Annotated in this window: 10 protein-coding genes and 2 riboswitches; of the genes, 3 read left to right on the forward strand and 7 right to left on the reverse strand. The window is 64.8% G+C overall.

Annotated elements, in window-relative coordinates; all coding sequences use genetic code 11:
• Positions 1 to 116: riboswitch (SAM riboswitch) on the reverse strand.
• Between the two features lie 95 nt (positions 117 to 211).
• Positions 212 to 1,537: a bifunctional o-acetylhomoserine/o-acetylserine sulfhydrylase gene (locus AC5RUQ_RS10860; protein WP_493947335.1), complete on the reverse strand. Its 1,326-nt coding sequence runs from the start codon at positions 1,535 to 1,537 to the stop codon at positions 212 to 214.
• 43 nt (positions 1,538 to 1,580) lie between these two features.
• Positions 1,581 to 1,696, reverse strand: a riboswitch (SAM riboswitch).
• 248 nt (positions 1,697 to 1,944) lie between these two features.
• Here AC5RUQ_RS10860 and AC5RUQ_RS10865 point away from each other — a divergent pair.
• The 3 genes from AC5RUQ_RS10865 to AC5RUQ_RS10875 all read left to right on the forward strand — a co-directional run bounded on the left by AC5RUQ_RS10865 (position 1,945) and on the right by AC5RUQ_RS10875 (position 6,239).
• Positions 1,945 to 3,771: a S8 family serine peptidase gene (locus AC5RUQ_RS10865; RefSeq protein ID WP_493947336.1), complete on the forward strand. Its 1,827-nt coding sequence runs from the start codon at positions 1,945 to 1,947 to the stop codon at positions 3,769 to 3,771.
• 104 nt (positions 3,772 to 3,875) lie between these two features.
• Positions 3,876 to 4,514, forward strand: a complete 639-nt coding sequence (locus tag AC5RUQ_RS10870) for a VOC family protein (RefSeq protein WP_461174410.1) — start codon at positions 3,876 to 3,878, stop codon at positions 4,512 to 4,514.
• 171 nt (positions 4,515 to 4,685) lie between these two features.
• Positions 4,686 to 6,239, forward strand: coding sequence for an HNH endonuclease signature motif containing protein (locus AC5RUQ_RS10875; protein WP_493947337.1), 1,554 nt, complete (start codon positions 4,686 to 4,688; stop codon positions 6,237 to 6,239).
• Positions 6,240 to 6,397: 158 nt separating this feature from the next.
• Here the strand turns inward: AC5RUQ_RS10875 and AC5RUQ_RS10880 are convergent, their stop codons facing one another.
• The 6 genes from AC5RUQ_RS10880 to tdh all read right to left on the reverse strand — a co-directional run bounded on the left by AC5RUQ_RS10880 (position 6,398) and on the right by tdh (position 12,810).
• Positions 6,398 to 7,177, reverse strand: a complete 780-nt coding sequence (locus AC5RUQ_RS10880; protein ID WP_493947338.1) for a CPBP family intramembrane glutamic endopeptidase — start codon at positions 7,175 to 7,177, stop codon at positions 6,398 to 6,400.
• 108 nt (positions 7,178 to 7,285) lie between these two features.
• The gene (locus AC5RUQ_RS10885) at positions 7,286 to 8,074 is read right to left on the reverse strand and encodes a DeoR/GlpR family DNA-binding transcription regulator (RefSeq protein ID WP_493947339.1); all 789 of its coding nucleotides are present in this window, start codon (positions 8,072 to 8,074) and stop codon (positions 7,286 to 7,288) included.
• A gap of 95 nt (positions 8,075 to 8,169) precedes the next feature.
• Positions 8,170 to 9,381, reverse strand: a complete 1,212-nt coding sequence (hutI, locus tag AC5RUQ_RS10890; RefSeq protein WP_493947340.1) for an imidazolonepropionase — start codon at positions 9,379 to 9,381, stop codon at positions 8,170 to 8,172.
• Between the two features lie 11 nt (positions 9,382 to 9,392).
• On the reverse strand, positions 9,393 to 10,517 hold the full coding sequence (locus AC5RUQ_RS10895) for an NAD(P)/FAD-dependent oxidoreductase (protein WP_493947341.1): 1,125 nt from the start codon (positions 10,515 to 10,517) through the stop codon (positions 9,393 to 9,395).
• A 41-nt stretch (positions 10,518 to 10,558) separates the two neighbouring features.
• Positions 10,559 to 11,755: a glycine C-acetyltransferase gene (locus AC5RUQ_RS10900; RefSeq protein ID WP_493947342.1), complete on the reverse strand. Its 1,197-nt coding sequence runs from the start codon at positions 11,753 to 11,755 to the stop codon at positions 10,559 to 10,561.
• An 8-nt stretch (positions 11,756 to 11,763) separates the two neighbouring features.
• Positions 11,764 to 12,810: an L-threonine 3-dehydrogenase gene (gene tdh, locus AC5RUQ_RS10905; protein WP_493947343.1), complete on the reverse strand. Its 1,047-nt coding sequence runs from the start codon at positions 12,808 to 12,810 to the stop codon at positions 11,764 to 11,766.
• Positions 12,811 to 12,878: the final 68 nt, after the last annotated feature.

Genomic DNA, 12,878 nt, shown 5'->3' on the forward strand with positions numbered 1-12,878 from the left:
TCTACGCGCTTGCCCGCCGTCGAATGACCGGCAGGCCAGGTCTTCACCCGGGGCACCCCACCGCGGAAGGAGGGTTGCCGGCCAGCAAGCCGGGGCTGTCACTGGCACTCATGACCTGGTTCGAGTGTACGAAACAGGCCCTGCCTGCCGCCAAGAGTGTGACTGGTTGTGACTTCCCCGGCCCGCCGCCGCGCTGGTGCCCTGGGTACGGCTAGGCGCCAGTGGCCTCCTTGGCCGCCCGGAAGCCGGCCTCGAGGTCCGCCAGGATGTCATCGATGTGCTCGATCCCCACTGACAGCCGCACCAGGCCGGGATTCACGCCGGCAACCACCTGCTGCTCCGGCGAGAGCTGGCTGTGGGTGGTCGACGCCGGATGGATCACCAGGGAACGGACGTCACCGATGTTTGCCACATGGGAGTGCAGCTCCAAGGCGTCCACAAAGCGCTTGCCCGCCTCGGCGCCGCCAGCGAGGTTGAACGACACGATCGCGCCGGTACCCTTGGGTCCGTACTTGCGTCCGCGCTCGTACCAGGGGCTGGACGGCAGCCCGGCGTAGGCGACGGATTCGACGTCGTCACGCGTTTCCAGCCATTGGGCAACGTCCAAGGCATTGGCGACGTGACGTTCCACCCTCAGGCTCAGCGTCTCCAGTCCCTGGGCGATAAGGAAGGCGTTGAAGGGCGACACTGCCGAGCCAAGGTCGCGCAGCAGCTGCACCCGGGCTTTCAAAATGTATGACAGGTTGGCACCCAGGGCACCGTCAGCGCCGAGGTCGCGGGCATACACCAACCCGTTGTAGGTGGGGTCCGGGGTGTTGAAGCCGGGGAATTTCGCAGGGTCCTTGCCGAAGTCGAAATTTCCGGAGTCCACGATGACGCCGGCGATGGCGGAACCATGGCCGCCCAGGTATTTGGTGGCCGAGTGCACCACAACGTCAGCACCCCATTCCAGCGGCCGGATCAGGTACGGGGTGGAGAGGGTGTTGTCCACAATCAGGGGCACGCCGGCCTCGTGCGCAACTTGGGACACGCCTTCGATGTCCAGGACGTCCTGCCGCGGGTTGGAGACAACCTCGCCGAAGAACAGCTTGGTGTTGGGCTGCACTGCAGCGCGCCACTGGTCCAGGTTGTCCGGGTCCGCCACAAACGTGACGGAGATGCCAAACTTCTTCAGGGTGTGGGCGAAGAGGTTGTAGGTGCCGCCGTAAAGGCTCGGACTGGCCACGATGTGGTCCCCCGACTCGGCAATATTCAGCACCGCAAAAGTTTCAGCGGCCTGGCCGGAACTGAGCAGCAGGGCTCCCAGGCCGCCTTCGAGGCTGGCGATCCGCTGTTCCACTGCTTCCTGCGTGGGATTGCCGATCCTGGTATAGATGGGCGCCAGCTCGGCAAGCGCGAAACGGTTCGCGGCGCTTTCAGCGCTGGGGAAAACAAAGGACGTGGTTTGGTAAATGGGGAGGGCACGGGCACCCGTCGCAGCGTCCGGCTCCTGTCCTGCGTGGATCTGGCGGGTTTCGAAAGACCATCCGTTAGACATTCAAGGCTCCTTTGACATGGGCCCGGCATGCTCGAAGCACCGCGGGCCGCGCTTGCCATCCGGCCATTGCCGGACAGCCAGGTCCTCACCCGGGGCACCCCACCGCGGATGGAGGGTTGCCGGCCAGCGAGCCGGGGCTTGGCGCTGGCGCTCATAACCTGGGCCCAGTCTAGGAACTCCACGTGCCCGTCGCCACGAGTGTGACCGGTTGTGACTTCCCGCCCTGTTGCTGGACGACACTTTTTGACGGGGTGGAGCCAGGAGGCGCACATGTTGATTTCCCAAGGTTCCGCAGAAGATGCGCAGGATTGAGCGAAGGTTGACCCTTTGCCGCCAATCCCCCGTTAGATTTGAGCCGGGAACACGTCACCTCGCCTTTCTTCTTCCACCCAAAGGACCACATTCAGTTGCCCCAATTCTCTCGCCTGGCACGTCGCACCGTCCTGCTCTCCGCCGTCGCCCTCTGCTCAGGCGCGGTGGCAGCCGGTCCCTGGCTGGCGTCCGCAGCGCACGCCGCTCCTTCCGCTGCTGCGGGTGAAAGCGGCCGCTACCTTGTCCAATTCGCTCCGGGCAAGGACGTCGCGGCGGAGGTGACGGCCCTCCGCGCCCAGGGAATTGGCGTCAACAGAACTTTTACCAAGGCAGTGAAGGGCGCTGCTATCGAAGCCAGCCCGGGGCAGGCTGCCGCCCTGCTCCGCTCGGGCCGGGCCGCAACGGTGGAGCCGGACCACGCTGTCACAGTATCCGAGGTGCAGCGCAACGCGCCGTGGGGCCTCGACCGGATCGATCAACAGGCACTGCCGCTCTCCGGCTCCTACACACCTGCCGCCTCCGGACAGGGTGTCAACGTATACGTTGTGGACACCGGGATCCTCGCTTCTCATGCTGATTTCGGCGGCCGGGTCAGCGCTGGATGGACAGCAAAGGCTGACGGCCTGGGATCAAGCGACTGCAACGGCCACGGCACGCACGTGGCAGGAGTCATCGGCGGCGCCGTCCATGGCGTGGCCAAATCCGCCACCCTTATTCCGGTGCGGGCACTCGAATGTGATGGCTCCGGCGTCTACTCGGACATCATCGCAGGGCTCGACTGGGTTGCCGGTCAGCACCGACCTGGCACCCCGGCCGTAGTCAACCTGAGTATCGGCGGACCCACCAGCAGCGTGCTCGATGCAGCAGTCCAGGCCATCATCACCAACGGCCTTCCGGCCGTTGTTTCAGCCGGGAACAACGCCGTTGACGCTTGCACGGCTTCTCCAGCCCGTACGCCCTCCGCCGTCACAGTAGCGGCAAGCGATTCCTTCGACAGGCAGGCCTCCTTCTCAAATTTCGGCAAATGCGTGGACCTCTACGCGCCCGGTGTAGGCATCCGCTCCGCCTGGCACACTTCCACGACGGCCACGGCGTCACTCGGTGGAACGTCCATGGCTACTCCGCACGTGGCTGGTGCTGCCGCCCTCCTCTTATCCGGCAATCCTCTTTTAACACCCACGCAAGTGACCGATCGGCTCGTCTCGTCCGCGATCGGAGGAATCATTGCAGGAACTGGAAGTGGAACGCCGAACCGTCTGCTGCACACCGCATCAGCTTCAGCCAACAACTTTTCGGTGGGGGGCGCGATCGGGGCCAAATACAACTCAATGGGTGGACCGGCGTCGCAGCTGGGCGCGGCCACCAGTCAGGAACAATCGGTCCAAGGCGGGGCGCAGCAACAGTTCCAACATGGGATTATTTTCTGGTCGCCGGCAGGTGGGGCACACCCGCTATGGGGTGCCATTGTGCAGAAGTGGTACAACGGCCATGACGCGGGCTACCCCATCCGGGACGAGGAGCCTCTGGGCGGCGGAGCAATAGCCCAGCACTTCACGAATGGAACGATGTACTACACACCGCAAATTGGCCTCCACTACATCGGCGCCGGAATCCGGGAGGCCTGGTGGAATAAGGGCGGCCAGACCGGAGTCGCCGGTTACCCTGTGTCCGATGAGAACCGCTGGCTTGAGGGCGGTGCGGTCCAGACTTTCCAGGGTGGAACCTTTTACTTCACACCTCAATATGGAACCAGGCTGTTGCAGGGAGCCATCCGCTGGGAATATGAGCGGAGGGGAGGCTACTCCTTCATTGGACGCCCGGTCACCGACGAGTACTCCTTGAATACGTCCACTCGCGCCCAGCGCTTCGAAAACGGCACCATCTACTGGTCTAACGGGAGCATACGGACCGAAAGGTTCTGAGTGTCGGCTTGTTGTGGGTGCGAATTTGAGCACGGCTGACATCACAAAGCCCAGTAAGGCTTACCTTAGCTGAGAGCCCGATCACAAAGTGCCAAGATGTTGCCATGCGCATGGATCACGTCTCTTACGCCTGTGAACACGATGGCCTGGCTGCCACCACCGAACGTATTTCCTCTGCCCTCGGCGTTGAGGCAGTGAAAGGCGGAGTACACCCGCGGTTCGGAACCCGGAATATGATCATCCCGCTCGCGGGACACAAGTACCTCGAAGTCGTCGAGGTCCTGGACCACCCCGCTTCCGACAAGGCTCCTTTCGGGCAGGCAGTGCGTGCACGGTCTGCGGCCGGGGGCGGTTGGATGGGCTGGTGCGTGGAGGTTGACGACCTCGTCCCCTTTGAAGAACGGCTCGGTCGCTCCGCGGTCAACGGAAACCGCAAGTTTCCTGACGGCCGCGAACTGGTCTGGAAGCAGATCGGTATCCTCGGCTTAATTGCCGACCCGCAGGTTCCGTACATGCTCAAGTGGGAGGGCGACCCGTCGCTGCACCCGTCCAACGCCTATGAGAGCAACGTTAAGATGAGCTGCCTGACCATTGCAGGCTCGGCAGCAAGGGTTACCGAGTGGCTGGGCGAGCCGGTGGAGAAACCGCTCGAAGATGTTGCCGTGGAGTGGGTGGCACCGCACGGGACCCCCGGGATCCTTTCGGTGACGTTCGAGACCTCCAGTGGAGCTGTCACCATCTAATCCTGCTTCATAGTCCCGGGCAGGACTGCCCGGGCCTCGGCTTGGGGCTAAGCGCCCTTCGAAGCTTCGGCCGCCATCAGCTTGTGACAACGGCGTCACCTGCCGATGGCGGCCGAATCCATTTCCATCAGCGCTCTCCGGAATGTCGTACCCGCTTGTCATGATTGGTCTATGGGGAAAGCGGCGGTGGCGAAGGCGTTTGAGCACATCAATGCCGCTCTTGCTGTGCTCAATGCCGAAGCGGAGGGGATGGGTTTCGAGCCATTCTCGGAGGCTGACCCGTTGGTTGGTCTTGCCGATGGTTGCCTGGACATCCTCGCCGGGGCGCGGGTGGCGGAGGCTGGGTTCGCGGGTTTGAAGGCGCGGGCCGCCGCGAATTATGCAGACACCGCGCAGGCCATCGCGCCGCGGGACGCACCGGAACAGGCGCTGGAAATGGCTGTGGCCGCGGAAATCGGCGCCCTCCTGGTCCTTGGTCCCCGAGCAGCCGGTGCGTTCCTGGCCGCTTCCTACGCCCTGACCAAGGAGTTGCCGCTGACATTGTCGGCACTGCAGTCGGGGACGATCTCCTGGCAGCACGCACTGGTTATGGTGGATGAAACGGCCGGCCTTGACCCGGCCGGGGCTGCCGCCTTGGAGGACCACTTCCTGGACCCGGACACACCGGGACCGGCCGCCGCGGCAATGATCGGGGAAATGCCGGCGTACCGGTTCAAAACCAAGGCCCGGACCTGGCGGGAACGCCACCACGCCGAGTCCATCGAAAAACGCCACGCCAAGGGCATCGCGGACCGGCGGGTGGAATACCGGCCTGATCAGGACGGAATGGCCTGGCTCTCCGCCTACCTGCCCGCAGACCAGGCGCTGGCGGGCTGGAACAAGCTCACCGCCGACGCAAGGGGACTACAGGGCCCGGAAGAAACCCGGACCCTCACCCAGCTGCGCACGGACCTCTACGGCAACCTGCTCCTCGGCGGAACAACCAACGGCGGTCCCGACACGGAGGCAGGAACAAATGCCGGCCCGTCATCGTCGATTTGCGCGCAGGTGCTGGTCACCGTGCCCGTGTTCTCACTGCTGGGCCTCACCGACGAACCCGCGATGCTCGACGGGTACGGACCCATCCCGCCGTCGATGGCGCGGCAGCTGGCCGCAAATGGTGCGGGTTCGTTCTACCGGGTACTGGTGGATCCGCGGGACGGCGCGCCGCTGGAAATCGGCCGCACCAGCTACCGCCTTACCAAAGCCATGAAAAAGGCACTGCAGCTCAGGGACGGCAAATGCACTTTCCCCGGCTGCAACAACCCATCCCTGGACAATGAGGCAGACCATCTTCAGGCCTGGCAACACGGCGGCCATACGGGCATCAGCAACCTGGCGCAACTCTGCCCCAAACATCACCGCCTCAAACATGCCACCGGCTGGACACCCACCCAAGCCACCAAAAACCAACCACCCGGCTGGACCTCACCCACCGGCCGCCACTACAAAGCCGAACACCACGACTGGGAACCACCCCACTGGCCAGATTCTGCCGCGCCAGAGAGCATCCGCGCCTTTGATGACCTCCTGGAACTATGGCCCACATCCGATGACCCGTCAGAGCTGTGGCCACCGCCCGACAACCCTTCAGACTTAAAGCCTGCGCCAGACGGTTCCTTCCACGGGCCGCTGTCCGATGACGTGCAGATCGCACATGCCGGGCAGAGGGTGCCGGGCGGATAAGAGCTCTGACACGGGATGAACTTCCGCCGACCCAACCCTTCCTGCGTCAGCTTGGCTGTGGCAGTTGCACTGCTTCAACTCGCCTGTAGCAGCCGGGCCACATCAGGCCGGCCTCGTCAGCCGGGCCGCATCAGGCCGGCCTCGTCAGCTGGGCCGCCCTACCCCAGCCCCACTGCCTTGCCGAACAGGCTGAAGCCAACGAACGCCACTATGTCCAGCAATGCATGGGCAACGACCAGGGGCATCACACGCCGCGTGCGGGTGTACAGCCACGCGAAAACGATGCCCATCACCACGTTGCCGATGAATGGACCGAACCCTTGGTACAGGTGATACGTGCCGCGCAGCAGCGAACTCACCATGATGGACAGCGGAATGCTCCAGCCGAACTTCCCGAAGCGGTTCAACAGATAGCCCACCACGATGACTTCCTCCACCACAGCATGGCGCATTGCGGACAGGATCAGTACCGGGACCGTCCACCAGTACGCGTCCAGTGCACTCGGGATGATGGCCGTCGTGATTCCGAGAGCCCTGCCCGCGGCATAGAGGCCAAGCGAGGGAATGCCGATCAGCGCGGCCAGCCCCAATCCCTGAAGAATGTCCCGCCCGGGCCGCTCGAAGTTGAATCCGAGCTTGCGGAATGCCGAACCAGCGTTGCTGCCGTCGCCCGAGGAAGCCTGCCGTTGGTCAGTGAGGAAGTAAATCACCAGCAGCACCGGCACCAGCGCAAAGGTGATGTCCAGCAGTTGGTACGTCAGGTCGAAGTACTCGCGGGTACTCTGCGACCGGTTGAGTGTGGATGTGCCTTCCGCCAGCGGCGCGCGGGTCATCTTGTCCAGGAGCTGCACCACCGAGTACACGGCGGACTGGCCCAAGGACAGGCCCAAGACAATCCAGACTTCTATCCGCAGGCGACGGCGGGAGGGAACCAGCATGTACCCATCTTGCCTGCAGTTTCTGGATCCGGCCTGATTGCCCAGCGGTGTCCGGCCGGCAGGGGCGCCTTCCGCGCCGGATGGCTTCAATCCCGGCTGCAACCGGCGTCAGCCGGCGGCGACGATCACTTCCGTGCCGTTGGCCTCAAACGCCGCCTTATCGTGCTCCGAGATTCCCGCATCCGTGATCAAGCGGGTGAAGTTGTAGCCGTCCATGGTGGCAAAGGCGCGCACCCCAACTTTCGACGAGTCAGCCAGCACGTAGGAGACACGCGCGCGGCTGGCGAGCAATGCGTTCACCGATGCCTCCCCCTCCCCCGTATTGGTTGGCCCAACTTCGGGATCGATGCCGTTGACGCCGATGAAGGCGATGTCCAGCACCACTTTCTGCATAATGATGTCCGTGTACGGCCCCACCAGTTCGTAGGACCGCGGATTGAGGATCCCGCCGGTGACCATGACTTTGATGTTCGGCCGCACCGCCAACTGGCCGGCGATGTTGATGGCGTTGGTAACCACGGTGAGGGTGGGCTGGTTGGAAGGTGCGTTGAGGTCCTCGCGGGTGGCCAGGATCTGTGCCAGCGCGGTGCTGGTGGTGCCACCACAAAGCCCGATCACGGCGCCGGGAGCAATGAGCGCAGAGGCCGCCTGGGCAATCTGCTCCTTGGCCTCGGCGTGGTCGTCGCGGTTGTACCGGCCCGGCAGGTCATAGGCCAACGCACCCGTCGTGGCACCACCCCGGGTCCTGGTGAGCAGCCGGCGCTTTGCCAGGCTGTCCAGGTCGCGCCGGGCGGTGGCCGGGGACACGTTGAGGGTGCTGACGATCTCTTCGACCTCCACCTGGCCGGTCCTGGCCAGGAGATCAAGTATGGCTGTCAATCGGTCAGTGCGGGTCATGCAAGGGCCTCCAGCTACTCCTGCCATCGGGTAAGATGACGCTTTCTGATCATAACAGAACCCTAATGATCAACTAACGTCAGTTTGCCGCTGGATTACCTGGCCCTCCTACCGGCCCGCCAAACAGCGTATGTCAGGGGCATGCCCGGACGGTAAGCAAGGTGGGTAGCCGACGGCGCATTGAGCAGGTGAAGGTCCGCCCGGTGCCCGACGGCAATTGAACCCACCGCGCGTTCGCCGTCGGCGTCGTTTCCCTTGTCCTTGTGCAGTGCAAGGGCGCCGCTGTAGGTCGCCGCCCGAACAGCTTCATGGACACTGAGGCCCATCTGCAGCACAGCGGTGGTGACGCAATACGCCATCGAGCTGGTGTAGGACGTGCCCGGGTTGCAGTTGGAGGCCAGCGCCACCTGGACGCCGGCGTCAAGCAGCGCCCGTGCGGGGGCAAGGGGCTGGCGTGTTGAAAGATCGCAGGCGGGCAGGCAGGTTGCCACGGTGCCCGTCACACCGGTTCCGGAAGCGGCATCCCACCCGCTCCAGGTTCCGGCCAGGGCGTGGACATCCTTATCCGCGAGGTAATTCACGTGGTCCACGCTCGCAGCTCCCAGTTCGACGGCGAGCTGCACGCCCGGGCCTTCACCCAGCTGGTTTCCGTGGACGCGGAGGCCCAGGCCCGCGTCGCGGCAGGCCAGCAGGACCCGCCGCGATTGTTCAGCGGTGAAGGCCCCCTCCTCGCAAAATACGTCGGCCCACTGCACATAGGGCCGGGCGGCGGCGAGCATTGGGCCGCATACGAGGTCGGTGTACTCGTCCGCGTCCTGTCCGGCAGGGACCAGGTGCGCTCCGAGGTACGTCACCTGGTCGGCCACGGTGGAGGCGATGCGCGCGCTACGGGTCTCGTGTTCAACGTCCAGGCCGTAGCCCGTCTTCGTCTCGATGTAAGTGGTTCCCTGCGAAACGGCTTCGTCAATGCGGGACAGCGCCAGGCGGGTGAGGTCAAAATCGGAGGTGGCACGGGTGGCGTTCATGGTGACGGCGATGCCCCCGGCAGAGTACGACTCCCCCGCCATCCGCGCCTCGAACTCCGCCGTCCGGTCACCGGCGAACAGCAGGTGGGTATGGGAGTCGACCCAGCCCGGAAGCATGGTTCGGCCGCCCGCGTCCACGGCGTCATCGGCAGCGGGAGCATCCGCAGCGGCGCCGATCCACGAAATCCGCTCGCCCTCCACCACCACTGCGGCGTCCCGCAGGACCCGGCGCTCCAGGTCCTGCGTCATCAGTTCGGCGATATTGGTGATCAGCGTACTCATACGACCATTCTTCAGCGCCGGACTGACCAGCGGGTGGCCGCAAGCGCCGCAGCTGTCCGGGATGCCGGACCATCGTCAGTTGCCTGGGCAACGCTGCCGGCGGATCCGAGACCGCCGAGGATCTGCCCAGCGGCGAGCTCCGCCATGGCAGACGACGTCTGGAAGCCGTAGCCACCCTGGCCGGCGAGCCAGTAGAAGCCGGGGGCTTCGGCGTCGAAGCCGGCCACGGGGACACCGTCGGCCGCTTCCGTCCGCAAACCGGTCCATGCCCGGCGGACTTCCGTGATGCCCAGCGTGGTCCACTGGTTGAGCCGGGCCACCAGGCGCTCCACGTCTCCCGGGCGTGGCTTGGCATCTTCTGGACCGCTCGGCACCGATTCGGACGGGGAGATCAGCACGTCGTCACCCTCGCGCCGGAAGTAGAACGTGTTGTCAGCAGCGGCCACCATGGGGCTTTGCGCCGGCAGGGGACGTTCGACGGCGGCAATGGCCGCGGTGCGCCGGTACGGCTGCAGCCCGAGCTTCTCCACTCCGCTGATCACAGCCAACTCGTCCGCCCAGGCGCCGGCCGCGTTGACCAGGACGCTGGCTTCGAATGCCTCCATCCCTGCCCCCACCTGCCAGCCGGAGCCAAGGCGCTGCGCAGAGTGGACCCGCGCGCCCGTGATGATGTCCACCCCGGCTGCAAGCGCCCGCTGGCGGTGGTCCGCGAGCAGCAGGGGTGCGTTACAGCCAAAGGATCCGGTGTCCAGCCCTGCAGCGGTGAACGACTCCGGGACCAGTGCCGGGCAGAGTTCCAGCGCCTCGGCAGGGGTGATGGAACGCATGTGGCCGCTGGCTTCCGCTGCCACCGCCTCCTCGGTCCCGATCAGCATAAAGCTGCGGGGCGTTAGCACTGGTTCGGGCAGCGCGGCATCACGGGCTGCGATCAGTTCCAGGGTGCGGACCGTCAGTTCCTGGACCACGGGCGGGCCGTAGCTGGGGATGAGCTGGCGGGCTGAGCGGGAGGAGGTGTGGTACGCCAGCTCCTGCTCAGCCTCCACCAACGCCACGCTGCAGGTGCCCGCCAGCGCCGAGGCCAGGGAAAGCCCGGCGATTCCTCCGCCGACGATGAGGACGTCATAGTGTGCTGCCATGGCACCATCCTTGCAGAGTTAGGGGCGGGCGGTGCCTGCCGTCACGCTGCCACCTCGGCACGGCTGGCCACGAAGGCACGCACGCAGGCTTCGACGTCGTCTGCCGAATGCGCAGCCGAAAGCTGCACGCGGATCCTGGCCGCCCCGCGCGGAACCACGGGAAAGCTGAAAGCGGTGACGAAGACGCCGTGCTGCAGCATCCGGTCAGCCACCTTCGCGGCCAGGACGGCGTCGCCGAACATCACCGGGACGATGGCATGCTCGCCGGGGAGGAGGTCGAACCCCTCCTCTGTCATGCGGCGGCGGAACAGTGCGGCGTTGTCAAAAAGCGTGCGCCGCAGCTCCGCCGAGTTCTCCACCAGGTCCAGTGCCTTGATGGTGGCGGCGACGATAGCCGGGGCCAGGGAGTTGGAAAAGAGGTAGGGACGGGCCTTCTGCCGCAGCATGGCCACCACCTCTGCGCGGCCGGATACATATCCCCCTGATGCCCCGCCCAGTGCTTTGCCGAAGGTCCCGGTATAAATATCCACCCGCTGCGACACGCCTGCATGCTCGGGTGTGCCTGCGCCGGTTGCGCCCATGAAGCCGACGGCGTGGGAGTCGTCCACCATGACCAGTGCGTCATGCTTCTCGGCGAGGTCGCAGATGGCCTCCAGCGGCGCCAGGTACCCGTCCATGGAGAAGACCCCGTCAGTGACGATGATCTTGCGGCGGGCACCCTTCGCCTCAACGAGCTTGGCCTCGAGGTCAGCCATATCCTGGTTGGCGTACCGGTAACGCTGTGCCTTGCACAGGCGGATGCCGTCAATGATGGAGGCGTGGTTCAGGGCGTCGGAGATGACGGCGTCTTCCGGGCCGAAAAGGGATTCAAAGACGCCGCCGTTGGCGTCGAAGCAGCTGGAGAACAGGATGGTGTCCTCGGTTCCGAGGAACCGTGAGACGCGGGCTTCGAGCTCGAGGTGCAGGTCCTGGGTGCCGCAGATGAACCGTACGCTGGCCATGCCGAAGCCGCGTTCGTCCATGGCCCCCTTCGCTGCGCTGATGATTTCAGGATGGTCCGCCAGGCCCAGGTAGTTGTTGGCGCAGAAGTTCAGCACTGTGGCACCCTGCTGGCCGATGAGGCCGGCGGTGATGTGGCTGGACTGGGGCGAGTTGATGCTGCGCTCGGTTTTGAAGAGCCCCGCAGTACGGATGTCCTCCAGCTCGGTGCCCAGCTGTTCCTTGATCGAGGTGTACATGGTGTTCCTTAGAGTTGGGTCCAGTCGAGGACAACTTTTCCGCCTGCGCCGCTGCGGGCCAGGTCGAAGCCTTTTTCCCACTGGGCGGCAGGGAGCGTATCGGTGACGACGGCGGAGATGCCCGCGTGCAGCACGGGGTTGGACGACAGCATGGCGCTCATCGCGTACCAGGTCTCGTACATTTCCCGGCCGTAGATGCCCTTGAGCGTGAGCATGTGGGTCACTACTTTGCCCCAGTCAATAGTGATGTCCTGGCTGGGCAGCCCCAGCATGGCGATCCGGCCGCCGTGATTCATGTTGTCGATCATCTCCGGCAGGGCTGTGGGGTGGCCGGACATTTCCATCCCGATGTCGAAACCTTCACGCATCCCCAGCTCCCGCTGGGCTTCCCGCACGCGGGTGGTGGAGACATCAATGGCAAGGTCTGCGCCAAGCTGCCGGGCCAGGTCCAGCCTTGGCCGCGAGACGTCCGTGATGGCGATCTTGCGGGCCCCGGCGTGGCGGGCGACGGCGATGGCCATCAGCCCGATGGGGCCAGCACCGGTAATGAGCACGTCCTCCCCCACCAACGGGAAACTGAGGGCCGTGTGCACGGCATTGCCGAAGGGATCGAAGATGGCGCCGAGCTCAGGAGTAACAGAAGGATCGTGATGGACCCAGACGTTGGTTTCCGGGATCACCACGTACTCCGCGAACGCGCCGTCGCGCTGCACGCCCACACTGACGGTGTGGATGCACATCTGGCGCCGGCCCGCGCGGCAGTTACGACAAATTCCGCAGACCACGTGGCCTTCGCCGGAGACACGGTCGCCCACTTTGACGTCACGGACGTCCTCGCCGACTTCGACTACTTCGCCGTAGAACTCATGGCCGGGGATGAGGGGAGCTTCGATGATCCCCTGCGCCCAAAAATCCCAGGACTGGATGTGGAGGTCGGTGCCGCAGATGCCGGTGGTCATAACCCGGATTTTCACGTCCGCGGGCCCTGCTACCGGGTCCGGGCGGTCCACCAGCTCGAAGCCGGCCTGTGGGCCGGCCTTGTACAAAGCCTTCATCGGCTTCCTCACTCTTTGTGCGTCGTTGGCAGGTCTTGCCCTCCTCATTACAGCGAGGAAAAAGCTTT

It is taken from the genome of Arthrobacter sp. MDT2-3, from assembly GCF_059090465.1.

Bases quoted from the DNA above. Each gene is read 5' to 3' on its own strand.
- tdh (WP_493947343.1), bottom strand. From the start codon at position 12,810: ATGAAGGCTTTGTACAAGGCCGGCCCACAGGCCGGCTTCGAGCTGGTG.
- AC5RUQ_RS10895 (WP_493947341.1), bottom strand. From the start codon at position 10,517: ATGGCAGCACACTATGACGTCCTCATCGTCGGCGGAGGAATCGCCGGG.
- AC5RUQ_RS10860 (WP_493947335.1), bottom strand. From the start codon at position 1,537: ATGTCTAACGGATGGTCTTTCGAAACCCGCCAGATCCACGCAGGACAG.
- AC5RUQ_RS10900 (WP_493947342.1), bottom strand. From the start codon at position 11,755: ATGTACACCTCGATCAAGGAACAGCTGGGCACCGAGCTGGAGGACATC.
- AC5RUQ_RS10885 (WP_493947339.1), bottom strand. From the start codon at position 8,074: ATGACCCGCACTGACCGATTGACAGCCATACTTGATCTCCTGGCCAGG.
- hutI (WP_493947340.1), bottom strand. From the start codon at position 9,381: ATGAGTACGCTGATCACCAATATCGCCGAACTGATGACGCAGGACCTG.
- AC5RUQ_RS10870 (WP_461174410.1), top strand. From the start codon at position 3,876: ATGCGCATGGATCACGTCTCTTACGCCTGTGAACACGATGGCCTGGCT.
- AC5RUQ_RS10875 (WP_493947337.1), top strand. From the start codon at position 4,686: ATGGGGAAAGCGGCGGTGGCGAAGGCGTTTGAGCACATCAATGCCGCT.
- AC5RUQ_RS10880 (WP_493947338.1), bottom strand. From the start codon at position 7,177: ATGCTGGTTCCCTCCCGCCGTCGCCTGCGGATAGAAGTCTGGATTGTC.